The sequence below is a fragment of the Streptomyces griseorubiginosus genome (assembly GCF_036345115.1).
Lineage (GTDB): Bacteria > Actinomycetota > Actinomycetes > Streptomycetales > Streptomycetaceae > Streptomyces > Streptomyces griseorubiginosus_C.
In genome coordinates, this window is the sequence record NZ_CP107766.1 from 8,740,789 (window position 1) to 8,763,658 (window position 22,870).

The 22,870-nt window shown below is 71.2% G+C and carries 21 protein-coding genes and 1 riboswitch; of the genes, 17 read left to right on the plus strand and 4 right to left on the minus strand.

What is annotated here, in order from left to right:
* Nucleotides 1-105: 105 nt before the first annotated feature.
* From OHN19_RS39365 to OHN19_RS39380, 4 genes are all read right to left on the minus strand, one after another.
* Nucleotides 106-1,506 carry an NtaA/DmoA family FMN-dependent monooxygenase gene (locus OHN19_RS39365; protein WP_330268786.1) on the minus strand — a complete coding sequence of 467 codons (1,401 nt, stop codon included), beginning with the start codon at nucleotides 1,504-1,506 and terminating at the stop codon, nucleotides 106-108.
* Entirely contained in the window at nucleotides 1,503-2,609 is a 1,107-nt protein-coding gene (locus OHN19_RS39370; RefSeq protein WP_330268787.1) for an LLM class flavin-dependent oxidoreductase, read from the minus strand. The genes OHN19_RS39365 and OHN19_RS39370 overlap by 4 nt, the downstream gene beginning before the upstream one ends.
* 1,067 nt (nucleotides 2,610-3,676) lie before the next feature.
* On the minus strand, nucleotides 3,677-4,045 hold the full coding sequence (locus OHN19_RS39375; RefSeq protein ID WP_330268788.1) for a MerR family transcriptional regulator: 369 nt from the start codon (nucleotides 4,043-4,045) through the stop codon (nucleotides 3,677-3,679).
* A 53-nt stretch (nucleotides 4,046-4,098) separates the two neighbouring features.
* Nucleotides 4,099-5,142 (minus strand): NADP-dependent oxidoreductase, encoded by a 1,044-nt coding sequence (locus OHN19_RS39380; protein WP_330268789.1) that lies wholly within the window; start codon nucleotides 5,140-5,142, stop codon nucleotides 4,099-4,101.
* A gap of 504 nt (nucleotides 5,143-5,646) precedes the next feature.
* Here OHN19_RS39380 and OHN19_RS39385 point away from each other — a divergent pair.
* From OHN19_RS39385 to OHN19_RS39465, 17 genes are all read left to right on the plus strand, one after another.
* On the plus strand, nucleotides 5,647-6,543 hold the full coding sequence (locus OHN19_RS39385) for a TauD/TfdA family dioxygenase (protein WP_330268790.1): 897 nt from the start codon (nucleotides 5,647-5,649) through the stop codon (nucleotides 6,541-6,543).
* Nucleotides 6,540-7,433 carry an ABC transporter permease gene (locus OHN19_RS39390; protein ID WP_330268791.1) on the plus strand — a complete coding sequence of 298 codons (894 nt, stop codon included), beginning with the start codon at nucleotides 6,540-6,542 and terminating at the stop codon, nucleotides 7,431-7,433. Before OHN19_RS39385 ends, OHN19_RS39390 begins: the two co-directional genes overlap by 4 nt.
* Nucleotides 7,430-8,161: an ABC transporter ATP-binding protein gene (locus OHN19_RS39395; RefSeq protein ID WP_330268792.1), complete on the plus strand. Its 732-nt coding sequence runs from the start codon at nucleotides 7,430-7,432 to the stop codon at nucleotides 8,159-8,161. The genes OHN19_RS39390 and OHN19_RS39395 overlap by 4 nt, the downstream gene beginning before the upstream one ends.
* Before the next feature lie 44 nt (nucleotides 8,162-8,205).
* On the plus strand, nucleotides 8,206-9,261 hold the full coding sequence (locus OHN19_RS39400) for an aliphatic sulfonate ABC transporter substrate-binding protein (RefSeq protein ID WP_330268793.1): 1,056 nt from the start codon (nucleotides 8,206-8,208) through the stop codon (nucleotides 9,259-9,261).
* A complete protein-coding gene (locus tag OHN19_RS39405; RefSeq protein WP_330268794.1) occupies nucleotides 9,258-10,586 on the plus strand; it encodes an LLM class flavin-dependent oxidoreductase in 1,329 nt (442 codons plus the stop codon). Before OHN19_RS39400 ends, OHN19_RS39405 begins: the two co-directional genes overlap by 4 nt.
* A 100-nt stretch (nucleotides 10,587-10,686) precedes the next feature.
* A complete protein-coding gene (locus OHN19_RS39410; protein ID WP_330268795.1) occupies nucleotides 10,687-12,324 on the plus strand; it encodes an ATP-binding cassette domain-containing protein in 1,638 nt (545 codons plus the stop codon).
* Nucleotides 12,325-12,446: 122 nt separating this feature from the next.
* The gene (locus OHN19_RS39415; RefSeq protein WP_330268796.1) at nucleotides 12,447-12,557 is read left to right on the plus strand and encodes a putative leader peptide; all 111 of its coding nucleotides are present in this window, start codon (nucleotides 12,447-12,449) and stop codon (nucleotides 12,555-12,557) included.
* Nucleotides 12,558-12,688: 131 nt separating this feature from the next.
* Nucleotides 12,689-13,633: a glutathione S-transferase C-terminal domain-containing protein gene (locus OHN19_RS39420; RefSeq protein ID WP_330268797.1), complete on the plus strand. Its 945-nt coding sequence runs from the start codon at nucleotides 12,689-12,691 to the stop codon at nucleotides 13,631-13,633.
* 65 nt (nucleotides 13,634-13,698) lie between these two features.
* A riboswitch (SAM riboswitch) is annotated at nucleotides 13,699-13,807 on the plus strand.
* 30 nt (nucleotides 13,808-13,837) lie between these two features.
* Complete coding sequence (locus OHN19_RS39425; RefSeq protein WP_330268798.1) at nucleotides 13,838-13,987, plus strand: hypothetical protein; 150 nt, start codon at nucleotides 13,838-13,840, stop codon at nucleotides 13,985-13,987.
* 145 nt (nucleotides 13,988-14,132) lie between these two features.
* Nucleotides 14,133-15,116 (plus strand): amino acid ABC transporter permease, encoded by a 984-nt coding sequence (locus tag OHN19_RS39430; RefSeq protein ID WP_330268799.1) that lies wholly within the window; start codon nucleotides 14,133-14,135, stop codon nucleotides 15,114-15,116.
* Nucleotides 15,113-15,892 carry an amino acid ABC transporter ATP-binding protein gene (locus OHN19_RS39435; RefSeq protein ID WP_330268800.1) on the plus strand — a complete coding sequence of 260 codons (780 nt, stop codon included), beginning with the start codon at nucleotides 15,113-15,115 and terminating at the stop codon, nucleotides 15,890-15,892. The genes OHN19_RS39430 and OHN19_RS39435 overlap by 4 nt, the downstream gene beginning before the upstream one ends.
* Before the next feature lie 64 nt (nucleotides 15,893-15,956).
* Complete coding sequence (locus tag OHN19_RS39440) at nucleotides 15,957-16,985, plus strand: ABC transporter substrate-binding protein (protein ID WP_330268801.1); 1,029 nt, start codon at nucleotides 15,957-15,959, stop codon at nucleotides 16,983-16,985.
* Nucleotides 16,986-17,075: 90 nt separating this feature from the next.
* Complete coding sequence (locus OHN19_RS39445; RefSeq protein WP_330268802.1) at nucleotides 17,076-17,801, plus strand: GNAT family N-acetyltransferase; 726 nt, start codon at nucleotides 17,076-17,078, stop codon at nucleotides 17,799-17,801.
* 225 nt (nucleotides 17,802-18,026) lie between these two features.
* Nucleotides 18,027-19,235, plus strand: coding sequence for an LLM class flavin-dependent oxidoreductase (locus tag OHN19_RS39450; RefSeq protein WP_330268803.1), 1,209 nt, complete (start codon nucleotides 18,027-18,029; stop codon nucleotides 19,233-19,235).
* A gap of 26 nt (nucleotides 19,236-19,261) precedes the next feature.
* Nucleotides 19,262-20,638 (plus strand): NtaA/DmoA family FMN-dependent monooxygenase, encoded by a 1,377-nt coding sequence (locus tag OHN19_RS39455; RefSeq protein WP_330268804.1) that lies wholly within the window; start codon nucleotides 19,262-19,264, stop codon nucleotides 20,636-20,638.
* Nucleotides 20,635-21,732, plus strand: coding sequence for an LLM class flavin-dependent oxidoreductase (locus OHN19_RS39460; protein ID WP_330268805.1), 1,098 nt, complete (start codon nucleotides 20,635-20,637; stop codon nucleotides 21,730-21,732). The genes OHN19_RS39455 and OHN19_RS39460 overlap by 4 nt, the downstream gene beginning before the upstream one ends.
* Complete coding sequence (locus OHN19_RS39465; RefSeq protein WP_330268806.1) at nucleotides 21,725-22,858, plus strand: LLM class flavin-dependent oxidoreductase; 1,134 nt, start codon at nucleotides 21,725-21,727, stop codon at nucleotides 22,856-22,858. Before OHN19_RS39460 ends, OHN19_RS39465 begins: the two co-directional genes overlap by 8 nt.
* Nucleotides 22,859-22,870 lie beyond the last annotated feature (12 nt).

The following is a 22,870-nucleotide window of genomic DNA, read 5'->3' on the forward strand; positions in this document are numbered from 1 at the left end:
GTTCACAACCGGCTTCGGTCGAAACGGCATTCCGGCCCCCGTGTGACAGCTTTTTGTCAGTCATGTGTACTCAGCCAAGCCGGTTGAAGGGGCCGGCCCGGAGGCTCAGCCGGCCTGCCGTCGGTCCGCGGCGGACCGGTGGGTGAGGGGTGCGCGCAAGCCGAGGTTCTCGCGCAGGGTCGTCCCGCTGTACTCGGTGCGGTAGACCCCGCGTTCCTGCAGTTCCGGGACGAGCAGGTCGACGATGTCGTCGAGGCCGTCGGGGATGAGGTACGGCGTGACGTTGAAGCCGTCCAGCGCGCCGTGCCGTACGAAGTGGGCGAACTTGTCGGCCAGACCGGACGGAGTGCCGACGTGTCCGCGCTGCGGGCCGAGCGCGATCACCGTCTCGCGCAGCGACCAGCCGTTCGCCTCCGCCTTCGCCCGCCATTCGGCCACGACGGTGCGCGGGTCGGCGATGCGCCGGGCACCGAAGGAGCCGTCGTTCTCGCTGACGACCGGGTCCTCCTTGGGCAGCGGCCCGTCCGCGTCGCGGTCGGACAGGTCGATGCCCCACAGCAGTCCGGCGATCCCCAAGGCCGTTGCGGGGGTGACCTGTTGGAGCCGGATCCAGCGCTTCTTCTCCTCGGCCTCCTCCTCGGTGGCGCCGATGATGATCTCGGTGCCGGGCAGGATCCGCAGATCGTCGTCGGGCCGCCCGACCGCCCGGAGCCGGCGCCGGATGTCGTCGGCGAAGGCCAGCGCGTCGTCGAAGTCGTTGCCGTGCGCGGAGAAGATGACGTCGGCGTTGCGGGCGGCGAAGTCGCGTCCCTCCCCGGAGTCACCGGCCTGGAAGATCACGGGGTGACCCTGGGCGCTGCGCGGCAGGGTCGGAGCGAGGTCCACTTCGAACTGCGGTCCCTTGTGCCGCACTTGGTGTACGGCGCCGGGCGCCGACCAGGCGGGCGCGCCCGCGGAGTCGGCGACGGCCCCGTCCTCCCAGCCGTCCCACAGGGCGCGGGCCACGGTGAGGAACTCCTCGGCGCGCCGGTAGCGGTCGGCGTGGTCGAGGTAGCCGCCGCGGCGGAAGTTCGCGCCGGTCCAGGCGTTGTCCGTGGTCACCACGTTCCAGCCGGCGCGGCCCTCGGACAGCAGGTCGAGGCCGGACAGGCGGCGGGCCAGGTCGGCGGGTTCGTTGAAGGTCGAGTTGGAGGTGGAGACCAGGCCGATGCGGCGGGTGACCGCGGCCAGCGCGGCGAGCTGGGTGATGGCGTCCGGCCGTCCGGCCACGTCGAGATCGTGGATCTTCCCGTCGACCTCGCGCAGCCGCAGCCCCTCGCCGAGGAAGAACGCGTCGAACAGGCCGCGCTCGGCGGTCTGGGCGACCTTGCGGAAGGAGGCCGGGTCGATCTGGGAGCCGCTGTCGGGGGCCGACCAGATGGTCCAGTGGTTGACGCCCTGGAAGAACACCCCGAAGTGCAGCTGGGCGTGCGGCCGGGGGACGTCGAGGGGATCGGTGCGGGTCATCGGGCGTCCTCCTGGCCGGACGGGGCAGCGGCGGCGAAGCGGTTGGCGGGGCGCTCCAGACCCAGGGTCGAGCGCAGGGACGTACCGGGCAGCGGGCGGGCGACCAGTCGCCGCTCGGAGAGGGCCGGAACAACGAGGCGGGAGAGGACGGCGAGGTCCTCGTCCAGCACCAGCGGATGCAGTCGTACGCCGTCGACGTGACGGCTCAAGTCACTGAGCAGGGCGACCAGTTGCTCGGCGGATCCGATGTGCCGGAGCCTTCCCCGGTCCTGCCACGGCGCGTGCCGTTCCAGGTCGGCGACGCGTTCGGCGGCCGTGGCCTCAGGGGTGTCCAGCGCCACCTCGACCTCGGCGAAGACGCGCGGGGCACCGGCGCCGGCCGCGGCCGTGGTGAGCGACGCCGGATCGCGGCCCTCGACGAGTGCGACGTCGAGCTGCGCGGCCGGAACCCGGTCGGGCCGGCCCAGGACGACGAGCTGGCCCTGGGGCGGGCGCGGCACGATCGCCGGGCCCTTGACGGCGTACGTGTCACCGGTGAAGTCGATGTAGTGGAGCCGTTCCCGGTCGAGATAGCGGCTGGTGGCCAGGGACCGGATGACCGCGTCGTCCTCCCACGAGTCCCACAGGGCGCGGACCACCTCCACCCCGTCCCGTGACTCCCGGGCCCGGGCGTCGGCATCGGCGACCAGGGGACGCCCCCAGGCGCGGGCCGCCTCGGGGCGCTCCTCCTCCGTCACGACCCACCCGGCGCGGCCCGCGGAGATGTGGTCCAGGGACGCCAACTGGCTGGAGACATGGAAGGGTTCGGCGTACGTGACCGGGACGACGGGCGCGATCCCGACGGTGCTCGTGGACGCCGCCACGAAGGCAGCCCGCTCCACCGCGCCGATCCGGCCCACCGGATCCGGTGCGGCCCCGGGCGGCAGCACGCCGTCGTCCAGGGTGATCAGGGTGAACCCGGCGTTCTCGGCGACGGCGGCGACCCGGGCCACCCGGCGCGGGGAGAGCAGCTGATCGGGGGAGTGGGCGGCGCGGCGCCAGGCCGCGGGGTGGGCGCCGTCGCCGTCGATCTCGACGGCGAGGTGCAGGGCAGGGCCGGACATGGGGTTCCTTCCGGGACAACACGACGATTCGCGGCCACAGGGCCACGACGAGACAGCCGGCGGGACCGGCCGGCAGGGATCAGGCGTGTACGGAAGGACAGACGGCGGAGGAGGTGCGGCAGTAGTCGACATGCCGCCGGGTGATCAGGCGCGCACCAGTGCAGGCACCTCGCGGTGCCGCGCCCAGTGCGTGCATCGAAGCCTCCACATGTCAGGAACTTTCCCTTTCAACGTATGTCGTCAGCCCCTGTGAATGTCAAGGTCGTCTCGGCTGCATGGGCGTCCCGCTCGCTGCGGTGGTGGACGCGGCTTTCCGCGTGCAGCCTTCTGCCGCCCGCTGTTCTGGCGTCGGCCGGTGCGGGGCCCGCGCATCCACCCTGCCGTGAAGGAACCTTGCCATGGCTCAGTCCGCAGCCCTGACCGTCGTCGGCATCTCCTGTTTCGCCCCGCTCCGCTCTGCCGGGGCCGACTTGTGTGAGCGACTCGCCGGGACGCAGCTGCTGTCCGGCATCGCCGGAGGGCTCACCGTCGCGCCCAACCAGGCCCAGGTGCTTCAGCATGCGCCGGCCGAGGCTGCGGGAGTGGGCGGCGGTGTTCTGCGGATGGCTCAGCGCATCGCCGCGGCCGTCTGCCTCAGCGCCGTGCTGGCGGTCTATCTGCACGCCGCCTCCGGTGCCCCCGGAGACGGTCAGCCTCGGACCGGATACGCGCTGGCCTCCTGCGTCTGCGCGGGCCTGCTCGCCGAAGGCCTGCTGCTGTCCTCGCGGCGCGGCACCGGCCCACCGTCCCGCCCGTCGGCACACCACGGCGACGCAGCGGCTCTTGCACCCCTGCCGAAACCGAAGGAGATCACGTGGCTCCGACCAGGGCGCGAGCCGCCTTGTGGTTCTGGGCGCGGCGGCGCCGCTGATCGCGACCGTCGCCGTCCCACAGGCTTGGCGGTCGGTCTTACGTCCACGTCCTTCGTGAATCACCAACAGCCCGACGTGGCGCATCAGTTGGCTCGCGGCAGCCAGGGCCACCCGGCCCGGACCGCGCGACGCACAGGAAGCCCCTCGTGCGGCGGCTCAGGTCCGTCCCGTCTGTCGGGCGAGGCGGGTGCGCAGGCGGGTCAGGCGGTCGATCTCGGCGTCGATGGCCGCCAGTCGGCGTGCGACCACGCCCGAGCCGGCGGCGGCGGGGTCGTCGCCGGCACAGCGGCGCCGTGGATCCTCGACCAGGAGCTGGATGCGGTCGGCGATGCCGCGCAGGTCCTCGACGGTCAGGCCGAGGGCGAGCAGTTCGCGGATGACGCGGACGCGGGCCACGTCGTCCGGGCCGTACCGGCGTTGACCCGTGGCGGTGCGCGCCGGCGGGGTCAGCAGGCCGCGCTCCTCGTAGAACCGCAGGGCCCGCGGAGTGGTTCCGGCGGCCGCCGCCGCGTCTCCGATCCGCATTCCGACCTCGTCTCACTCCGTGCCCGCCCGCCCTCGGCGCACGGCGGCGGTGCCTACGTCTGCGGCGGCAGCTCCACGACGACGGTGCCGAAGTGCCGCCCCTCGAACAGTTCCTGCAACGCTCGGGGGGCCCGTTCGATGCCCCGGATCCGCACGTGCGGGAAGGAGAGCGCGCCGGAACGCAGCCAGTCGCCGAACCGCTCGGCCCATTCCTCCGCCACCCCGGGATGGTCCGCTCCGCTGTAGCCGCGCAGCGTGAGCCCCTGGGTGATGACGCGGAACGTGTCGATCTCCGCCGGCGCGCTGTCACCGTCCAGGTGGGGTGACAGCTGGCCGGCCAGTGAACCGACGAGAGCGAACCGGGCCCCGCGACGGGCCACCTCGAGCGCGGCGGTCAGTTGCTCGCCTCCTACGGTGTCCACCACGAGGTCGATGCCGTCGGGTGCCGCCGCACTCAACTGACGCGCCGGCGTGGGGGATTGGCCGTCGGCTACGACCACCGCGTCGTAGCCCAGCTCGGTGCGCAGCCGGTCGGCCTTGGCCGGGGAACGGGTCGTGCCGATGACCCTTCCGGCGCCCAGCAGCCTGGCGACCGGGCCGGCCAGGGTCCCCACCGCGCCGGCCGCCCCGGTGACGAGGACCGTGTCGCCGGGGCGGATGTCGGCGAGCCGCGTGAGCGCACCATAGGCGGCCACCCCGGACGACAGGTGGGCGACCGGGTCCGGCAGGACGTCACCGAGCGGGGTGCAGTCGGCCGCGGCCGGCAGCGCGTGCTCGCGCCACCCGAGCAGGTGCGTGACGGCGTCTCCCGGTCGCAGCGGGCTGCCCGCGCCCGCGGCGACGATCTCGCCGACGGCGGGGCCGAAGAGCACGTCGTCGGCGTGGATCGGCGGCAGCGGTGCCGCCCCGGGCTCTGCTCCGATCAGGGTGCGCAGCCCGGGGAAGACCAGGAAGTACCGGTTCCGGACGAGGACTTGTCCCGGGCCGGGCGCGGTCAGCGGCCGTTCGACGACGGCGAGGTGCTCGGGGCCTGGCAGCCCCTCGGGGACGGTGACGAGGCGGACCTCACGGGTGGCGGTGGGCAGCAGAGCGGTCATGGAGGCTCCTGATCGAGAAAAGCGGGCCGAGCGCGGACGGCCGGCCGGTGCGGGGCGCGCAGACGTTAGCTCTTGACGCGTACGTCAGGGGCAAGCGCGGCCACCTGCGCGATCTCCACGAACAGGTGCAGGAGATCGCCGTGTCCGCCATGCAAGACCTGTCCGGAAAGTTATTGACCGACCTGGCGGACCTCTGCTGAACTCCCGTCTTATGAACCCGCGCGTGGACCTCACTCGGCGGCGCCACATCGATCTGGCGCACGTCTCCAGCGCGTTTTGTTGTCGCTGACGCGGCAAGGGATCGTCGAATCCCTCTTCTGATAGCTCCCCTCTCCTCTCATCTCCTTCTCGTATGAGCCGGGAGCCTGTTCGCGCACGCCGACGCGGTCGCTGAGAACGCGGCTGCAGCGGTCCTGCCCCCACGCGTCCTCTCTCCGACTCCGGCCCAGTCCGGTGTTCCCCAGCACCCCTTGGCGTGCCCATCTGCCCGGGAGGGATCCCCTCATGTCTCCGTCCATCCGCAAGCTCACCGGTCGCATTGGCGCGGTCGTCGAGGGTGTCGACCTCGCGGCACCGCCCGACTACTCGACGATCACGGCGCTGCGTGACGCCCTCAACGAGCACAAGGCGATCGTCTTCGCCGACGTCGACCTCGACAACGCCGGTCAGGAGCGGGTGGCCGGGTGGTTCGGCGAACTCACCACCGCCCACCCGAACGTGCCGGCCGCCGACGGCACGACGAACGTCCTCGCCGTCGACAGCGCGACGTCCAAGGCCAACGAGTGGCACACGGACGTCACCTTCGTGGTCAACCCGCCGCAGCTCACCACGCTCCGGTCCATCGTGACCACGCCCTACGGCGGCGAGACGCTCATCGCCAACGCCGCCGCGGCCTACCGCGACCTGCCCGAACCGCTGCGCGCCCTCGCGGACACGCTGCGTGTCGTGCACAGCAACCAGTACGACTACGCCCGCCCCGCATCCGCCACGGCGCAACGGCAGGAGTACGACCGGGCCTTCGTCTCGACGCCCTACGAGGCAGAGCACCCGGTCGTGCGGGTCCATCCGCTCACCGGTGAACGCGGGCTGTTCATCGGCGGGTTCGCCAAGCGGATCGTCGGCCTGTCGAGCAGCGACTCGACCGATCTGCTGCGCGTCCTCCAGTCGTACGTGACCCGTCCGGAGAACGTCCTGAGCTGGACCTGGTCCCCGAACCAGCTGCTGATCTTCGACAACCGGATCACCCAGCACTACGCGGTGGACAACTACGACGACCACCCGCGCCGCCTCAACCGGGTGACGATCGCCGGAGAGGTGCCGACCGGTGTCGACGGCCGACGCAGCGAGCAGCTCGTCGGCGACGCCTCGCACTACAGCAGCGTGCTGGCGGTGGCGGCATGACCGAGCTGAGCATCAAGGCGCCGGCCGTCACCAAGGTCCCCGACGCCGAGCCGACGAACCTGCGGGAACGCGAGGTGTTCCTGCCGCGCGACATCCGCGGCCGGACGCCGCTCAGCACACTCCGCGAGCGCCTGCGCTGGCCGTTGGGCATCTACACGACCCCGGTCGCGATCCTCCTCGCCTGGGAGATCCTCGCCCGGGTCGGAGCGGTTTCGAAGACCTACGCCCCCGCGCCCACCGCGATCGTGAAGTCCGCCGTCGACCTGTGGCAACAGGGCGTACTCGGGCCGGACTTGGCCATCTCGCTACAGCGGGCCGGCCTCGGTCTCGCACTCGGTCTGACCGTGGGCATCGTCACCGGGGTGCTCGGCGGGCTGCTGCGCAGCGGCGAGTACCTGTTCAACGGACTCGTGCAGGTCCTCAACACGATCCCCCTCCTCGCGGTGCTGCCGCTGATGATCGTGTGGTTCGGCATCGACGAGCTGACGAAGGTGCTGCTGATCTCCTTCGGTGCCGGTGTGCCGATGTATCTCAACCTGTTCGCCGCGATCAGGGGCGTCGACCAGCGGCTGATCGAGATGGCCCGCACGACGGGCGCGGGGACCTGGCGCCTGGTGACGCGTGTGCTGGTGCCCGGAGCCCTGCCGGGGTTCCTCGTCGGGCTCCGGTTCTCCCTCGCCTACAGCGTCCTGGGCCTGGTCGCCGCCGAAACGGTCAACGCCGACAAGGGACTCGGCTTCCTCATCACCCAGGGGCAGACGTACCTCCAGACCAACCAGGTCTTCGTGGGGCTGGTGATCTACTCGCTCCTCGGTCTGCTCGCCGACCAGTTCGTCCGGGCTCTCGAGCGGGTGCTGCTGCGGTGGCGCCCCAGTTATGAGGCGTCATGAGCAGCACGATCGCGACGGAGGCCCGGCAGCAGACCGGAGCCGTCGTCGAGCAGGTGGTCCGCCGGTTCGGTGACCGGGTGGTGCTCGACCACCTCGACCTCACCATCGCCGACGAGGAGTTGGTGATCCTGCTGGGCCCCTCGGGCTGCGGCAAGAGCACCCTGCTGCGGCTGCTCGCCGGACTGGACCGGCCCGACGGCGGGCGCGTGGAGGTCCCGGCACGGCGTGCGATCGTCTTCCAGGCCGACCGGCTGCTGCCGTGGCAGCGGGTCCTGCGCAACGTCACGCTCGGCCTGCACGGTCCCGACGCGGAGCAGCGGGCCCGCGAGGTGCTCGCCGAGGTCGGCCTCGCCGGCCGCGAGAAGGCATGGCCGAAGGAGCTCTCCGGCGGAGAGGCCCAGCGGGTGTCACTGGCCCGCGCACTGGTCTCCGAACCCGAACTCGTCCTCCTCGACGAGCCGTTCGCCGCCCTCGACGCGATCACCCGGCTGCGCATGCACGACCTGGTGCGCGCACTGCGGACCAAGCACCACGCGGCCATGCTGCTCGTCACCCACGACGTCGACGAGGCGATCGCCCTCGCGGACCGCATCGTCGTCATGAGCGACGGCCGGATCGGCGCCTCGCACGAGGTGCGCCTCACCGCCGCGGACCGCGAGGCGAGCGTCGCACGCGAGGAACTCCGGGCCCGGCTCCTGGACGACCTCGGCCTCGCGCGTCAGCACTGACTTCCCCGCACACCCTCACCCAGCACAGAAAGCACGACAACCTCATGCGAAAGAGAACACTCAGACTCATCGGCGCCGTCGGTTCACTCGCCCTGGCGAGCACCCTCGCCGCCTGCGGATCCTCCTCGGACACCTCCGCCCCGCTGAGCAACGTCGCCGACGCCAGCGACGCCAAGCACCCCGAGTGGAGCAAGTACACCTTCACCATCGGCGACAACGGCGGTGACGGCAGCGAGGAACTCGCCAAGGTCACCGGCGTGTTCGACAACGCGCCCTACAAAGTGAAGTTCGCCCGGTTCACCTACGGCCCGCCGCTCGTGCAGGCCGCCGCCTCCGGCGACATCGACCTCGGCAGCGTGGGCGACGTACCGCCGATCACGGGCGCGGCGAAGGAGTACGGCTTCAAGGTCGTCGCCGTCAACCGCTCGCTCACACCCGACCAGGCGGTGGAGAACATCATCGTGCCCAAGGGCTCGAAGCTCAGTACGGCCGCCGACCTCAAGGGCAAGAGGATCGCCGTCCCGCAGGGCAGCTCGGCCCACGGTCTGGCCCTGAACGCGCTGAAGAGCGTCGGCCTCACGCCCAAGGACGCCAAGCTCGTCTTCCTCGACCCGGCGGCCGCAGCCACCGCCTTCAACACGGGCAAGGTGGACGCCTGGTCGATCTGGAACCCGCAGTCGGCCATCGCGGTCAAGAACGGCGCGCGGGTCCTGGTGAAGGGCCTCCCGCCGATCGACCAGACGAGCAGCTACTACGTCGCGACCGACAAGTCGCTGAACGACAAGAACAAGCGCGCCGCGCTCACGGACGTCCTGAAGCGGCTGTCGCGGGAGTTCGCCTGGGGCGTCAAGAACCCCGACAAGTACGCGCAGGCGCTCTCCAAGGAGCAGGGCATCCCGCTGGCCGACGCCAAGGCGTCCCTGGCCGCCTACTCGAACCGGGTGACCCCGGTGGAGAAGGCCGACATCGAACTGGAGCAGAAGCTCGCCGACGCCTTCCGGGAGGCCGGCCAGATCACCAAGAAGGTCGACGTCCCGTCGATCGTCGACAACCTCCTCCCCGCCGGCTACGACAGCTCGAAGCTGAAGGTCACCTCATGAGCGACAGACGGCGGCAGCTCCACCTCAACGCCTTCCTCATGGAGGCCGGTCACCACGAGGCGGCGTGGCGGCTCCCGTACAGCAATCCCCGTGCCGACTTCGACCTGCGGCACTGGATCGAACTGGCCCAGCTGGCGGAGAGCGCCAAGTTCGATTCGCTGTTCCTCGCGGACGGCCCGGCCCTCATCGGCACCGGCGAGTTCCGGCCCCCGGGCCAACTGGAGCCGCTGACCCTGCTGACCGCGCTGTCCCAGGCGACCAGCAGGATCGGCCTCATCGCGACCGTGTCGTCGACGTACAACGAGCCGTACAACCTCGCCCGCCGGCTCGCCTCCGTCGACCACGTCAGCGGCGGCCGCGCCGGCTGGAACATCGTCACCTCGGCCGGGGCCGACGAGGCGGCCAACTTCGGCCTAGACAACCGCCCCGACCACGCCGAACGCTACGCCCGGGCCGACGAGTTCCTGAAGGTCGCCAAGGCGCTGTGGGACAGCTGGGAGTCCGAGGCCGTCGTCGCGGACCGGGGCACCGGGCGCTACGCCGACCCCGCGCGGCTGCACCGGCTCGGCCACCAGGGCAGGTACTTCAAGGTCGCCGGCCCCCTCAACGTCGAGCGCCCGCCGCAGGGTTACCCGCTGCTCGTCCAGGCCGGGTCCTCCGAGGACGGCAAGGACTTCGCGGCCCGCCACGCCGAGGCGATCTTCACCGCCCACACGACGTACGAGCGCGCGGCCGCCTTCTACGCCGACATCAAGGCACGGACCAAGGCTGCGGGGCGAGACCCGGACGGCGTCATCGTCCTGCCGGGCATCGTCCCGTACATCGGGTCGACCGAGGAGGAAGCCCGCGCGCTCGCCCGGCAGTTCGACGAGCTGCGCGTCCCGGAGTACGGGCTGCGTCAGCTGGCCGCCGTGTTCGAGACCGAGCCGTCGGTCTTCGAACTCGACCAGCCACTACCGGAGTTCATCCTGGCAAGGCCGAAGCTGGAGGGCTCGCAGAGCCGTTCCGACCTGATCATCGATCTCGCGGTGCGCGAGCGGCTGACGGTCCGGCAGGTCATCTCCCGGCTCGGGGGCGGCCGCGGTCACTTCGAGTTCGTCGGCACACCCGAGCAGGTGGCGGACACGATCATCGCCTGGTTCGAGGGCGGTGCCGCGGACGGCTTCAACATCATGGCCCCCGCGCTGCCGTCGGGCCTGGCGGCCTTCGTCGAGCACGTCCTGCCGATCCTGCGCGGCAAGGGGCTGTTCCGCGAGGAGTACGAGGGCACGACCCTCCGCGAGCACTACGGGCTCCCGGTGCCCGCGAACCAGTTCCATGGCTGACCCGCTTTCCGGGCCTGATCCGCGTCCCACGGTCGGCCTGTCGCCCGGGCCTGGTCCGAGTCCTACGGTCGGCCTGCCTTCCGGGCCTGATCCCCTGTCCGTGGCCGGCCCGCTTCCCGGGGCCGACCCGCTTGCGACTGTCGCCGACCCGCTCGCGACTCCCGCCGCTTCCCCTTCCCGGAGCGGCGGGAGGCCGCCCGCCCTGCGGGTCGAGGGCCTGCGCAAGACGTACCAGGACGGCTTCACCGCGGTGGCCGGGCTCGACCTGGAGATACCGGACGGCGCCTTCTTCGGACTGCTGGGCCCGAACGGCGCCGGGAAGACCACGCTCATCGGCTCGGTGTGCAACATCGTGCGCCCCAGCGCCGGCACCCTCTCCGTCTTCGGGCACGACCACCGCAGCCGTCAGGCCCGCAGACTGCTGGGTCTGGCCGCGCAGGAGATCAACGTCGACCGCTTCCTGTCCATCCGCCAGATCCTGGTCTACCACGCCGGATACCACGGCATCGGCCGGAAGGCGGCCGCCCGGCGCGCGGACGAACTGCTCGCCCTGTTCCGCCTCGACGACAAGGCCGACGTACGCGCCTACGAACTCTCGGGCGGTATGCAACGGCGCCTCGTCCTCGCGCGGGCGCTCATGCACCGCCCCCGCCTGCTCATCCTCGACGAGCCGACGGCCGGCGTCGACGTCGAGCTGCGCTCCGAGATCTGGCGGGTCGTGAAGGGCCTCAACGCGGCCGGCACCACGGTCCTGCTGACGGACCCACTACCTGGAGGAGGCGGAGACCCTGTGCGACGAGATCGCGCTGCTGCGCGCGGGCCGGATCGTCGACCGCGGCTCCGCCGCCTCACTGCGGGAGCGGTACGCGGCCCGGGACATCTCGGAGGTCTACGAACGGGTGATCACGTCCGAGGAGGTGGTCTCGTGAGCGACACCCACACGCCGGCTCTCCCGGCCCACGACGAGCCCTTCCGCGCCGAGCGCTCACCCTTCCTGTGGTTCCTGGAGCGCGAGGTCCTGCGGTTCGTCAAGATCTGGCGCTACAGCGTCGTCGGCCCGGTGCTGTCGACCGTGCTCTTCGTGGTGGTCTTCGGAACGGCCCTCGGCTCGCACGTCGACACGATCGACGGCGTCGGCTACGGCAGCTTCATCGTGCCCGGCCTCTTCGCCCAGGCGATCGTCAACGTCGGCTTCTTCAACGGGACGACCAGCCTGTTCGAGGCCCGCAGGGACCAGTACATCAACGACGTGTACGCGAGCCCGCTCAGGTGGTGGGAGATCAACGCGGCACTGGTGGGCGCCGGTGTCGCCCGAGGCTTCGTCGTGGGGGCGGGCGTCCTGGCGGTGGCCCTGCCGCTCACCCACGGCGGGGCCCCGGCCCGCCCCATCGTCCTGCTGGTCGGCACGCTCGGGGTGCTCCTGGCCGCCGCGCAGGTCGGCGTGATCGCGGGCGGTCACGCCCGGTCCCTCGACCATGTCTACTCCATGGAGTCGATCATCCTGCTGCCGCTGGGCTTCCTCGGCGGCGTCTTCTACTCGGTCCACCAACTGCCCCCGTTCTGGAACTTCGTGAGCCACCTGGACCCGGTCTTCTGGCTGGTCCAGGTCGAACGGATCGGCTTCCTCGGCCAGGGCGACGTCAGCGCGGGCTGGGCCCTCGCCGTGGTCTGGGCGCTGGCGGCGGCGCTGACCGCCTGGTCGGCGGCGATGTTCGCCACGGGCCGCCTCAAGCCCTGAACCCCGCACGCGGGGCCGCCGCCGTCCATCCCGGTGTCCGCGATGCGGGACGGCCCTCTTGACGCCGATCTCGGTCGGATCGACACTCGGTGAGGGAATCCTAGTGAACAGGTAGGGAAGCCATGAGGCGCTTGGAGCCGGTCACCGCATGCGTGAGCCGTTCGCCTCTTCTGACCTCCCGCCGTCACATCGATCTGCTGCGTGTGTGCAGCGCGATCGGCCCCCAGGGCTGAGCCGCGCCCCTCCCGTGCCGACGCTGCCCGCCAACCGGGCTCACGCGTCCGGCCCGAATGGATGAGCCCGGCTCCCTCACCCGACGTCGCTTCCGCCGCGCGTACGTCCGCGCCCGTTCCCGGGGAGAGTCATGACCGTCGCACCACCGAGCACCGACACCGCCGACCGACCCGCGACCACCCACACCCCCGACCGACCCGCGACCGCCCACACCCCCGACCGACGGGTGGCCGCCCACGTCTCCGACCGACCGGTGGCCGCCTTCCGGGGCCGTATCGGCCGGGACGCGCGAAGCGGCCACTACGCCGTGCCGGGCCGCTACCGCCTCCACCTGTCGACCGCCTGTCCCGACGGCCTGCGCGTCGCCGTCACCCACGGCCTGCTCGGCCTGGACGCCCGCTGCCCGGCCACGTTCCTGCCGGCCGTCCCCGACAGTCCCGAGGGCGGCCATTCCGCCCTTCTGTCGCTGTACGAGGCCAGCGCCCACCGGTACACCGGTCCGGCCGTCGGGCCGGTGCTCAGCGACGACTGGTCCGGACGGATCGTCAGCACCCATGCCCCGGACATCATGCGCGACCTCGACCGCCGCTTCGCCCCCGGCGGACCCTCCCTCTACCCCTGTGGTGCGGAGTCCGAGATCGAGGCCGTGGAGCGGATGTGCCGGGAGGGGATCGAGGAGGCGGCGCAGCGGGCGGGCGCGGCCGGAGAGGACCCGGTGACACGGGACGCGGCCGTGGCCATGCTGCTGGAAACGCTCCGTGTCCTCGACCGCTGGCTGGTCGACCGTACTCATCTGATCCGTGACGAAGTCACGGCCGCCGACGTCGAGTTGTGGGTCGCGCTGGTCCAGCTCGACACCGTGCACCGCCACCACCTCGACGCCTCCGCCGTCCAGCGCATCGCCGACCACCCCACCCTGTGGGCCTACGCCCGCCGGCTCGCCGCCCACCCGGCCTTCGGCGGCAACCTCGACCTCGACGGCATCGAACGCCGTCACCACGCCCGCTGCCGAGGCCTGGAGGCCGCCGGAGCGGCCGTCCAGATCCTGGACTGGACGGCCCACGCCGCCCGTTAGCCGTTTCACCTGATGGACGGGCATTGACATGCATTCGGGCCATTGCTTTAACTGACAACCAGAACGGTCATGAGTGTCAGCGACAAGCCCTGGCTAGCTGACCGGCAACCCTCGCGCCGCGGTGGGGTGCCCCAGGTGACGACCGGACCGAAGACGTTTCGGTAAGCGCGAGGCCCACAGGGCCGGAACAGTGACGGTGACGCCATGTACGCAGCTCCCAGGACGGCCGCACGCCGCTCCCAGAGCTGCGTACGGCCGTACGGCGACCTGCTCGTCGCCGACCGGGCCGTCGATCTGCTCCGCGTGAACAGCGCACTGTGTACCGCACCGGGCCGTGCCCGCTGTCGGGGCTGACACCTCCCCGCAGCCCCCGCACTCCCTGACGAACACCGCCCACGCGGTGTGCCGTCGCCCTTCCCGCCCCCCGGTACCCCGCCGTCGTGTGCGCCCCCGCATGCCGTCGCGCCTCCGGGACGTACCCACCCAGCCGGAGCCCCTCATGAGTGAACCCCCAGGCGCCGCCGTGTCCGTCACCGACGCCCCGCCGCAAACCGACACTCCGTCAAAACCACTCGCCGCGCAGCGGGTTCTGCCGTTGAGGCGGCCGGGCCGGTGGATCGCCACCGCGGTCGTCGTGGTCCTGGCGGCCCAGTTCGTCCACGGCCTGGTCACCAACCCCTTCTACCAGTGGGACCGTTTCGGCTACTGGTTCCTGCGCCCGACGGTGCTCGACGGCCTGCTGATCACACTCGAAGTCGCCGCCTACAGCGCGGTACTGGGCCTGGTCGGCGGCGTCCTGCTGGCGCTGGCCCGGTTGTCGAAGAGCCCGGTGCTGCGGGCGGTCAGCTGGACGTATGTGTGGGCGCTGCGCTCCATCCCGCTGATCGTGGTGCTGCTCTTCCTCTACAACTTCTCCGCCCTGTACAAGACGTTGAGTCTCGGGGTGCCCTTCGGGCCGGCCTTCTTCTCCTTCGACGAGTCGCGGCTGGCCACCGACATGGTCATCGCGGTGATCGGGCTCAGTCTCAACGAGGCCGCCTACGCGGCCGAGGTGGTGCGCGGGGGCATTCTCTCGGTCGACCAGGGCCAGCACGAGGCGGCTGCCGCGCTGGGGCTTCCCAAGGGCTACCAGTTCCGGAAGATCGTCTTCCCGCAGGCGCTGCGCTCGATCGTCCCGAACTACGTCAACCAGCTGATCGGCCTGATCAAGGGCACCTCGCTGGTCTTCTACGTGTCCCTGCTGGACCTGTTCGGCACCGTCCAGTCGATGGGGTCCACCTATCCGGGCGACATCGTGCCGCTGCTGCTGGTCGCCACGGTCTGGTACCTGATCCTGACCAGCGCGGTCTCCGTCGTCCAGTTCTACGTCGAGCGGCACTACGCCCGCGGCGCCACCCGCTCCCTGCCACCCACCCCGCTCCAGAAACTGCGGGCCTCCCTCAGCGACTTCGGGGCCCGTATCCGCAGGGAGACCGCGATATGACCATCACCGACATCACCCCCGCCGCCCTCGAAGTGCACGGTGTGCACAAGTGGTACGGCACGCACCGGGTCCTGGACGGTGTGGACCTGACCGTCCGCCCCGGCGAGGTCACCGTGATCCTCGGCCCGTCCGGTTCCGGCAAGTCCACCCTGCTGCGGGTCATCAACCACCTGGAGAAGCCGGAGATCGGCTACGTCAGCGTCAACGGCGAGCTGATGGGCGTGAAACGGCAGGGCGAACGGCTCAAGGAGCTGAGCGAGCGGGCCATCCTGACCCAGCGCGGCCGGATCGGGTTCGTCTTCCAGAACTTCAACCTCTTCCCGCACCTGACCGTGCTGGACAACGTGGCCGCCGCCCCCCTCGCCACCGGCAAGCTCGGCAGAGCGCAGGCGCAGGAACTGGCCCGCGAACTCCTGGGCCGGGTCGGTCTCGCCGACAAGACCGGCGCCTATCCACGGCAGTTGTCCGGCGGGCAGCAGCAGCGGGTGGCGATCGCCCGCGCGCTCGCCCTGCGCCCCGGCGTCATCCTCTTCGACGAGCCGACCTCCGCCCTCGATCCGGAGCTGGTGGGTGAAGTCCTGTCCGTCATCAAGGACTTGGCGACCAGCGGCACCACGCTCGTCATCGTCACCCACGAGATCGGGTTCGCCCGCGAGATCGCCGACCGGGTCGTCTTCATCGACGGCGGAAAGATCGTCGAGCAGGGCCCGCCCTCCGAGGTCCTCGACAACCCGCGGCACGAACGGACCCGGGACTTCCTCCGCAAGGTCCTCTGACCGCCGCCCTCCCGCAGACCTCCCCCCACGCCACCCTCATCACCTCCAGCGACAAGGAACGGCCATGCCCACCCAGTTCACCCGACGCAGCCTGATACGCGGCATCACCGCGGCGACCGCCGTCGCCACTCTCGCCACCGGGCTCGCCGCCTGCGGGGGCGACAGCGACGCGGCCACCACCACCCAGGCCGCCGCCAAGTCCGGGCACGTCGTCATCGGCCAGGTCTCCAACGGTGCCGCCCGGCAGACCTCCATCAAGGTCGCCGAGGTCAAGTCCATCAGCGCCGAACTGCCCGCCGCCCTCAAGAAGAGCGGCAAGCTGGAGATCGGCATTGGCGCCCTCCCGGCCGGCTTCCCGCCGCTGGCCTACGTGGGCAGCGACCAGAAGACCCTCACCGGCGCCGAGCCCGACTTCGGCCGCCTCGTCGCCGCGGTCCTCGGCCTCGAGCCCGAGGTGAAGAACTCCACCTGGGAGAACCTCTTCGTCGGCATCGACAGCGGCAAGGTCGACGTGGCCTTCTCCAACGTCACCGACACCGAGGAACGCAAGAAGAAGTACGAGTTCGCCTCCTACCGGCAGGACAACCTCGCCTTCACCGTCCCGAAGAAGAGCACCTGGAACTTCGACGGCAACTACGAGAACCTCGCCGGCAAGACGGTCTCCGTCGGCTCCGGCACCAACCAGGAGAAGATCCTCCTGGAGTGGAAGGCGAAGCTGGCAAAGGAGGGCAAGAAGCTCACCGTCAAGTACTTCCAGGACAGCAACAGCACCTACCTCGCCCTGTCCAGCGGCAAGATCGACGCCTACTTCGGCCCCAACCCCGGCATCGCGTACCACAACCGCCAGGTGGCCGACACGCCCAACGCCACGCGTACGGCGGGTACGTACTCCGGCGCCGGCGCCAGTCTGCAGGGCCTGATCGCGGCCACCGCGAAGAAGGACAGCGGTCTCGCCGAGCCGCTCGCCGACGCCATCAACTACCTGATCGAGAACGGTCAGTACGCCGAGTGGCTCAAGGCCTACAACCTCTCCAACGAGGCCGTCGCCAAGTCCGAGATCAACCCGCCCGGACTGCCGCTCGACAACTCCTGACCCACCGCGTGCCGGGGGCTCGGCCGCCGCCTCGCGGTGGAGTCCCCGCGCGCCGGACATCCCGAGCCGCACACAGGAGACCGCCACACCATGTCCGTCATCGCCCTCGACGCCAGCTCCTCGTCCCTCCTGGACAACCCGGCCTGGGCCGCACTCACCGGCCCGCACGCCGCCTTCGCCCAACGGGTCGGCCACGCCGTCCGGTACCAGCAGGACGTGGCCCCCTTCCACGCCCTCTCCGACGAGAACGACCCGCGCGCCTGGGCCGACCTCGCCGCACTCATCGGCCCCGGCGGCACCGCCGCGGTGCGGGGCGTCACCGAAGCGGCGGTCGGCTGGGAGGTCGTGCGCACCGGACACGGCGTCCAGCTCGTCGACACCGCCCTGCGCGCGGAGCCCGACCCCGAGGCCGTACGGCTCGGACCCGACGACGTGCCCGAGATCCTCGACCTGGTCGCCCGCACCGAGCCGGGCCCCTATCTGCCCCGCACCATCGAGCTGGGCACCTACCTCGGCATCCGCCACCAGGGCCGGCTCATCGCCCTGGCGGGGGAGCGGCTGCACCCGCCGGGCTGGACCGAGATCAGCGCCGTCTGCACGGACCCCGCCCACCGGGGCCGGGGCCTGGCCACCCGCCTGGTCCGCGCTGTCGCCGCCGGCATCAGGGAACGCGGCGAACGCCCCTTCCTGCACGCGGCGGCGGACAACGCGAACGCGATCCGGCTCTACGAGTCGATCGGCTTCACCCTGCGCAGCCGTACCGTCTTCTCGCTCGTCCGGCACACGGGGGCCGCCGCGCTGGAAGAAACGGCATAGCCGTGCCGTTGTCCTTGTCGAAGGTGAGTGCCCGGACCACTCGGACGGAGGTGCGACGCGTGCCCCGAGTGCTGCGCGCCGTCCGCCTCCACTCCCGGTTCCACATCGACCTCCTGCGCGTGGCCGGCTCCCTCTGTAGCTCCTGACCCCGTCTCCTCAGCCGCCGTGTGCCCCGACTCCCGCGGGCCCGGCTCTCTCGTACGGACCTCCAGGAAGGCACCACTCGTGTCCCCTTCTTCTTCGCTGCATCTCGCCGTCGCTCTGGACGGCACCGGCTGGCACCCCGCCTCCTGGCGTGAACCGGTGGCCCGCCCCCGTGACCTGTTCACCGCCGGTTACTGGGCCGACCTGGTCGCCGAGGCGGAGCGCGGCCTGCTCGACTTCGTGACCCTGGAGGACGGGCTCGGCCTCCAGTCCTCCCACTACGGCGAGCTCGACGGCCGCACCGACCAGGTCCGCGGCCGCCTCGACGCCGTGCTCATCGCCTCGCGCATCGCCCCGCTGACCCGGCACATCGGCCTGGTCCCGACGGTGATCGCCACCCACACCGAGCCGTTCCACATCTCCAAGGCGATCGCCACCCTCGACTACGTCAGCACCGGCCGGGCCGGTCTGCGCGTGCAGATCTCACCCCGGCCGCACGAGGCCGCGCACTTCGGCCGTCGCACCTTCCCGCCGCTCAGCCTGGCGGAGCTGCAGACCCCGGCCGGGCAGGAACGGCTCACCGACCTCTTCGACGAGGCCGCCGACCACGTGGAGGTCGTACGCCGGCTGTGGGACAGCTGGGAGGACGACGCCGAGATCCGCGACGCGGCCACCGGCCGTTTCATCGACCGGGACAAGCTGCACTACATCGACTTCGAGGGCAAGCACTTCAGCGTCAAGGGCCCCTCCATCACCCCCCGCCCGCCGCAGGGCCAGCCCCTGGTCACCGCCCTGGGGCACCAGACCGTGCCGTACCGGCTCATCGCCCGCCAGGCGGACGTCGGTTACGTCACCCCGCACGACGCCGAGCAGGCCCGGGCGATCGTCGCCGAGATCCGCGCGGAGCAGGGGGCGGCGGGGCGGGCAGGTGAACTCCTGCATGTCTTCGGCGACTTGGTCGTCTTCCTCGACGAGGACCCGGCCGCGGCGGCCGCCCGCCGGGACCGTCTCGACGCGCTCGCGGGCGAGCCGTACACCAGTGACGCCCTTGTCTTCACCGGCACTCCGGCCCAACTCGCCGACCTCCTGGGCGAGTTCCAGGCGGCCGGGCTCACCGGCTTCCGGCTGCGGCCCGCCGTCGCAGGACACGACCTGCCCGCCATCACCCGCGGTCTGGTGCCCGAACTCCAGCGCCGGGGCGTGTTCCGCGCCGCGTATGAGGCCGACACCCTGCGCGGCCTGCTGGGCCTCGCTCGCCCCGCCAACCGCTACGCCGCCGCGTCCGCCTGAGCCAGCCCGGAAGGACCCCCGCACCCATGTCCAAGCCCCTGAAGCAGATCCACCTCGCCGCCCACTTCCCCGGCGTCAACAACACCACCGTGTGGAGCGACCCCGAGGCCGGCAGCCACATCGAGTTCAGTTCCTTCGCGCACTTCGCGCGCACCGCCGAACGCGCCAAGTTCGACTTCCTGTTCCTCGCCGAGGGGCTCAGGCTCCGCGAACAGGGCGGCAAGATCTACGACCTGGACGTGGTCGGCCGCCCCGACACCTTCACGATCCTGGCCGCGCTGGCCGCGGTCACCGAGCACCTCGGGCTGACCGGCACCATCAACTCCACCTTCAACGAGCCCTACGAGGTGGCCCGCCAGTTCGCCAGCCTCGACCACCTCTCCGGCGGCCGCTCCGCATGGAACGTCGTCACCTCCTGGGACGCCTTCACCGGCGAGAACTTCCGCCGCGGCGGCTTCCTGCCCCAGGAGGAGCGCTACTCCCGCGCCAAGGAGTTCCTCGCCACCACCCAGGAACTCTTCGACTCCTGGCAGGGCGACGAGATCCTCGCCGACCAGGCCTCGGGCGTGTTCCTGCGGGACGCGAAGGCCGGCTCGTTCGTGCACACCGGGCAACACTTCGGCATCTACGGCCAGTTCAACGTCCCCCGCTCCCCGCAGGGCCGCCCGGTCGTCTTCCAGGCCGGTGACTCCGAGGAGGGCCGCGAGTTCGCCGCATCTAGCGCCGACGCCATCTTCAGCCGGTACGCCACCCTCAAGGAGGGCCAGGCCTTCTACACCGACGTCAAGAACCGCCTCGCCAAGTACGGCCGCCGCCAGGACCAGTTGCTGATCCTGCCCGCCGCGTCCTTCGCCCTCGCCGACACCGACGCCGAAGCCGAGGAACTCGCACGGATCGTGCGCCGCCAGCAGGTCAGCGGCGCCACCGCCATCAAGCACCTGGAATTCGTGTGGAACCGCGACCTGTCCGCCTACGACCCCGAGGGGCCGTTGCCCGACATCGACCCGGACGTCAGCGACAACCACATCTCCAAGGGCCGTGCCCAGGTGCGGATGTACCGGGACCCGCTGGCCACCGCCCGCGAATGGCGTGAGCTCGCCGAGGCCAACAAGTGGTCCATCCGCGACCTGGTCATCAACACCGGCAACCGGCAGAACTTCATCGGCTCACCCCGGACCATCGCCCGCACCATCAACGAGTACGTGCAGGCCGACGCGAGCGACGGCTTCATCCTCGTCCCGCACATCACCCCGACCGGCCTCGACGCCTTCGCCGACCAGGTCGTCCCCCTCCTGCAGGAACAGGGCGTCTTCCGCACCGACTACGAGGGCCCGACCCTGCGCCACCACCTCGGCCTCGCCCACCCCGACGACGTCGAGGACGAACAGCGGGCGGCGTCGTGAAGTTCCTCGCCATCACGCTCATCGTGCACCGCCCGGACCCCGTCACCGGGGTACGGAAGTCCACCCACGAGCGCTTCCGCGAGGTCCTCGACAGCGCCCTGCTGGCCGAGGAGCTGGGCTTCGACGGCTTCGGCGTGGGGGAGCGGCACGAGCGGCCGTTCATCTCCTCGTCCCCGACCGTCGTACTGAGCCATGTGGCCGCACTGACGAAGCGGATCCGCCTGTTCACGGCCGTCACGACGCTCAGCCTGCTGGACCCGGTCCGGGCGTACGAGGACTACGCCACCCTCGACCACCTGTCGGCCGGCCGGCTCGACCTGATCATCGGCAAGGGCAACGGCGCCGCCCAGCGCGACCTGTTCGACGTCACGCCCGAGGACCAGTGGGACCGCAACGCCGAGAGCTACGAGGTCTTCCGCAAGCTCTGGCGCCAGGACAAGGTCACCGCCGACACCCGCTTCCGCCCCCCGCTGACCGACGCCGAGGTGTGGCCACGGCCGTACCAGCGGCCGATCCGGGTCTGGCACGGCAGCGCCACCAGCAAGGAGTCGGTGGACCTGGCCGCCCGCTACGGCGACCCGCTGTTCTCGGCGAATGTCACCAACCCGATCGAACCGTACGCCGAGTTGATCCGTTACTACCGGGAGCGCTGGGAGCACTACGGCCACGATCCGGCACGGATCGCGGTCGGCGCGGGCACGGCAGGCATCCACGTCGCCCCGACCTCCCAGCAGGCTCTCGCCGCCTACCGGCCGGTCTTCGAGGCCAACCTGGCCTTCTACAGGCAGGCTGGCCTTCCCGTGGTCTTCGAGACCCTGGAGGACTTCGTCGACCGCAGCTCCGCCCTGATCGGCAGTCCGCAGCAGGTCATCGAGAAGGTGCACCGCTACCACGAGCAGTTCGGGCACACCGTGCTCCACCTGCATGCCGACGCGAGCGGGCTGACGGAGTCCCAGCACCGTGCCTCGCTGGAGCTGTTCCAGTCCGAGGCCGCCCCCGTGCTGCGCCGCGAGATCCCGGACCCGCCGTTCGCCTGGGGCCCCGTGCTTCCGGCCGCACCGATCCCTCAGGAGCAGGAGACCGCCCGTGTCTGACATCCCCCTCGGCATCCTCGACCTGGTCCCGATCCCGTCCGGCTCGACGGCGGCCGACGCCCTGCGCAACTCCGTCGACCTCGCCCAGCGGGCCGAGCGCTTCGGGTATGCCCGCTACTGGTTCGCCGAGCACCACCTCAATCCCGGGGTGGCCGGCACGTCACCCGCCGTCGTCCTGGCGCTGACCGCGTCCGCCACCTCCACCATCCGGCTCGGCGCCGGGGCCGTGCAGCTCGGGCACCGCACGGCGCTGTCCACGGTGGAGGAGTTCGGCCTGCTCGACGCGCTGCACCCGGGCCGCTTCGACCTGGGCCTGGGCCGCTCGGGCGGCCGCCCGCCGGGACAGCCGGCCGCGCCGTTGCCGACGGCGACCCCGGTCGTCGACGGTCGCACCCCGAACGGCCTCCTCATCCCACCGCGCTTCTCCTTCGAGCATCTGCTCGGCTCACCCCGCATCGCGCTGCAACGCCGGCTGCTCCTGCTGCCGGGCGCCCAGTCGCAGGACTACGCCGAGCAGATCGACGACATCCTCGCCCTGCTGGCCGGAACCTACCGCTCGCCGGAGGGCGTCGAGGCGCACGTCGTGCCGGGGGAGGGCGCCGACGTGGAGGTGTGGATCCTGGGCAGCAGCGGTGGTGAGAGCGCCTCGGTCGCGGCCCGCAACGGACTGCGGTTCGCGGCGAACTACCACGTCAGCCCGGCCACGGTCCTGGAGGCGGTGGAGGGCTACCGGGCCTTCTTCCAGCCCTCCGAGGTCCTCGAGAAGCCGTACGTCAGCGTCTCGGCGGACGTCGTCGTCGCCGAGGACGACACAACGGCCCGTGAACTCGCCACCGGCTACGGCCTGTGGGTGCGCAGCATCCGTACCGCCGAGGGAGCCATCGAGTTCCCGACGCCGGAGGAAGCCCGTGCCCACACCTGGACCGACGAGGACCGGGCCCTCGTCCAGGACCGCCTCGACACCCAATTCGTCGGCTCGCCGGGCCGGGTCGCCGACCAGTTGGAACAACTGCAGGAGGCCACGGGCGCGGACGAGTTGCTCATCACGACGATCACCCACGACCACACGGACCGGGTCCGCTCGTACGAACTGCTCGCGGCGGAATGGCGCCGACGGGGCCACTGACCGCACGTACCA

Bases quoted from the DNA above. Each gene is read 5' to 3' on its own strand.
- OHN19_RS39365 (WP_330268786.1), bottom strand. From the start codon at position 1,506: ATGACCCGCACCGATCCCCTCGACGTCCCCCGGCCGCACGCCCAGCTG.
- OHN19_RS39370 (WP_330268787.1), bottom strand. From the start codon at position 2,609: ATGTCCGGCCCTGCCCTGCACCTCGCCGTCGAGATCGACGGCGACGGC.
- OHN19_RS39375 (WP_330268788.1), bottom strand. From the start codon at position 4,045: ATGCGGATCGGAGACGCGGCGGCGGCCGCCGGAACCACTCCGCGGGCC.
- OHN19_RS39380 (WP_330268789.1), bottom strand. From the start codon at position 5,142: ATGACCGCTCTGCTGCCCACCGCCACCCGTGAGGTCCGCCTCGTCACC.
- OHN19_RS39385 (WP_330268790.1), top strand. From the start codon at position 5,647: ATGTCTCCGTCCATCCGCAAGCTCACCGGTCGCATTGGCGCGGTCGTC.
- OHN19_RS39390 (WP_330268791.1), top strand. From the start codon at position 6,540: ATGACCGAGCTGAGCATCAAGGCGCCGGCCGTCACCAAGGTCCCCGAC.
- OHN19_RS39395 (WP_330268792.1), top strand. From the start codon at position 7,430: ATGAGCAGCACGATCGCGACGGAGGCCCGGCAGCAGACCGGAGCCGTC.
- OHN19_RS39400 (WP_330268793.1), top strand. From the start codon at position 8,206: ATGCGAAAGAGAACACTCAGACTCATCGGCGCCGTCGGTTCACTCGCC.
- OHN19_RS39405 (WP_330268794.1), top strand. From the start codon at position 9,258: ATGAGCGACAGACGGCGGCAGCTCCACCTCAACGCCTTCCTCATGGAG.
- OHN19_RS39415 (WP_330268796.1), top strand. From the start codon at position 12,447: ATGAGGCGCTTGGAGCCGGTCACCGCATGCGTGAGCCGTTCGCCTCTT.
- OHN19_RS39420 (WP_330268797.1), top strand. From the start codon at position 12,689: ATGACCGTCGCACCACCGAGCACCGACACCGCCGACCGACCCGCGACC.
- OHN19_RS39425 (WP_330268798.1), top strand. From the start codon at position 13,838: ATGTACGCAGCTCCCAGGACGGCCGCACGCCGCTCCCAGAGCTGCGTA.
- OHN19_RS39430 (WP_330268799.1), top strand. From the start codon at position 14,133: ATGAGTGAACCCCCAGGCGCCGCCGTGTCCGTCACCGACGCCCCGCCG.
- OHN19_RS39435 (WP_330268800.1), top strand. From the start codon at position 15,113: ATGACCATCACCGACATCACCCCCGCCGCCCTCGAAGTGCACGGTGTG.
- OHN19_RS39440 (WP_330268801.1), top strand. From the start codon at position 15,957: ATGCCCACCCAGTTCACCCGACGCAGCCTGATACGCGGCATCACCGCG.
- OHN19_RS39445 (WP_330268802.1), top strand. From the start codon at position 17,076: ATGTCCGTCATCGCCCTCGACGCCAGCTCCTCGTCCCTCCTGGACAAC.
- OHN19_RS39455 (WP_330268804.1), top strand. From the start codon at position 19,262: ATGTCCAAGCCCCTGAAGCAGATCCACCTCGCCGCCCACTTCCCCGGC.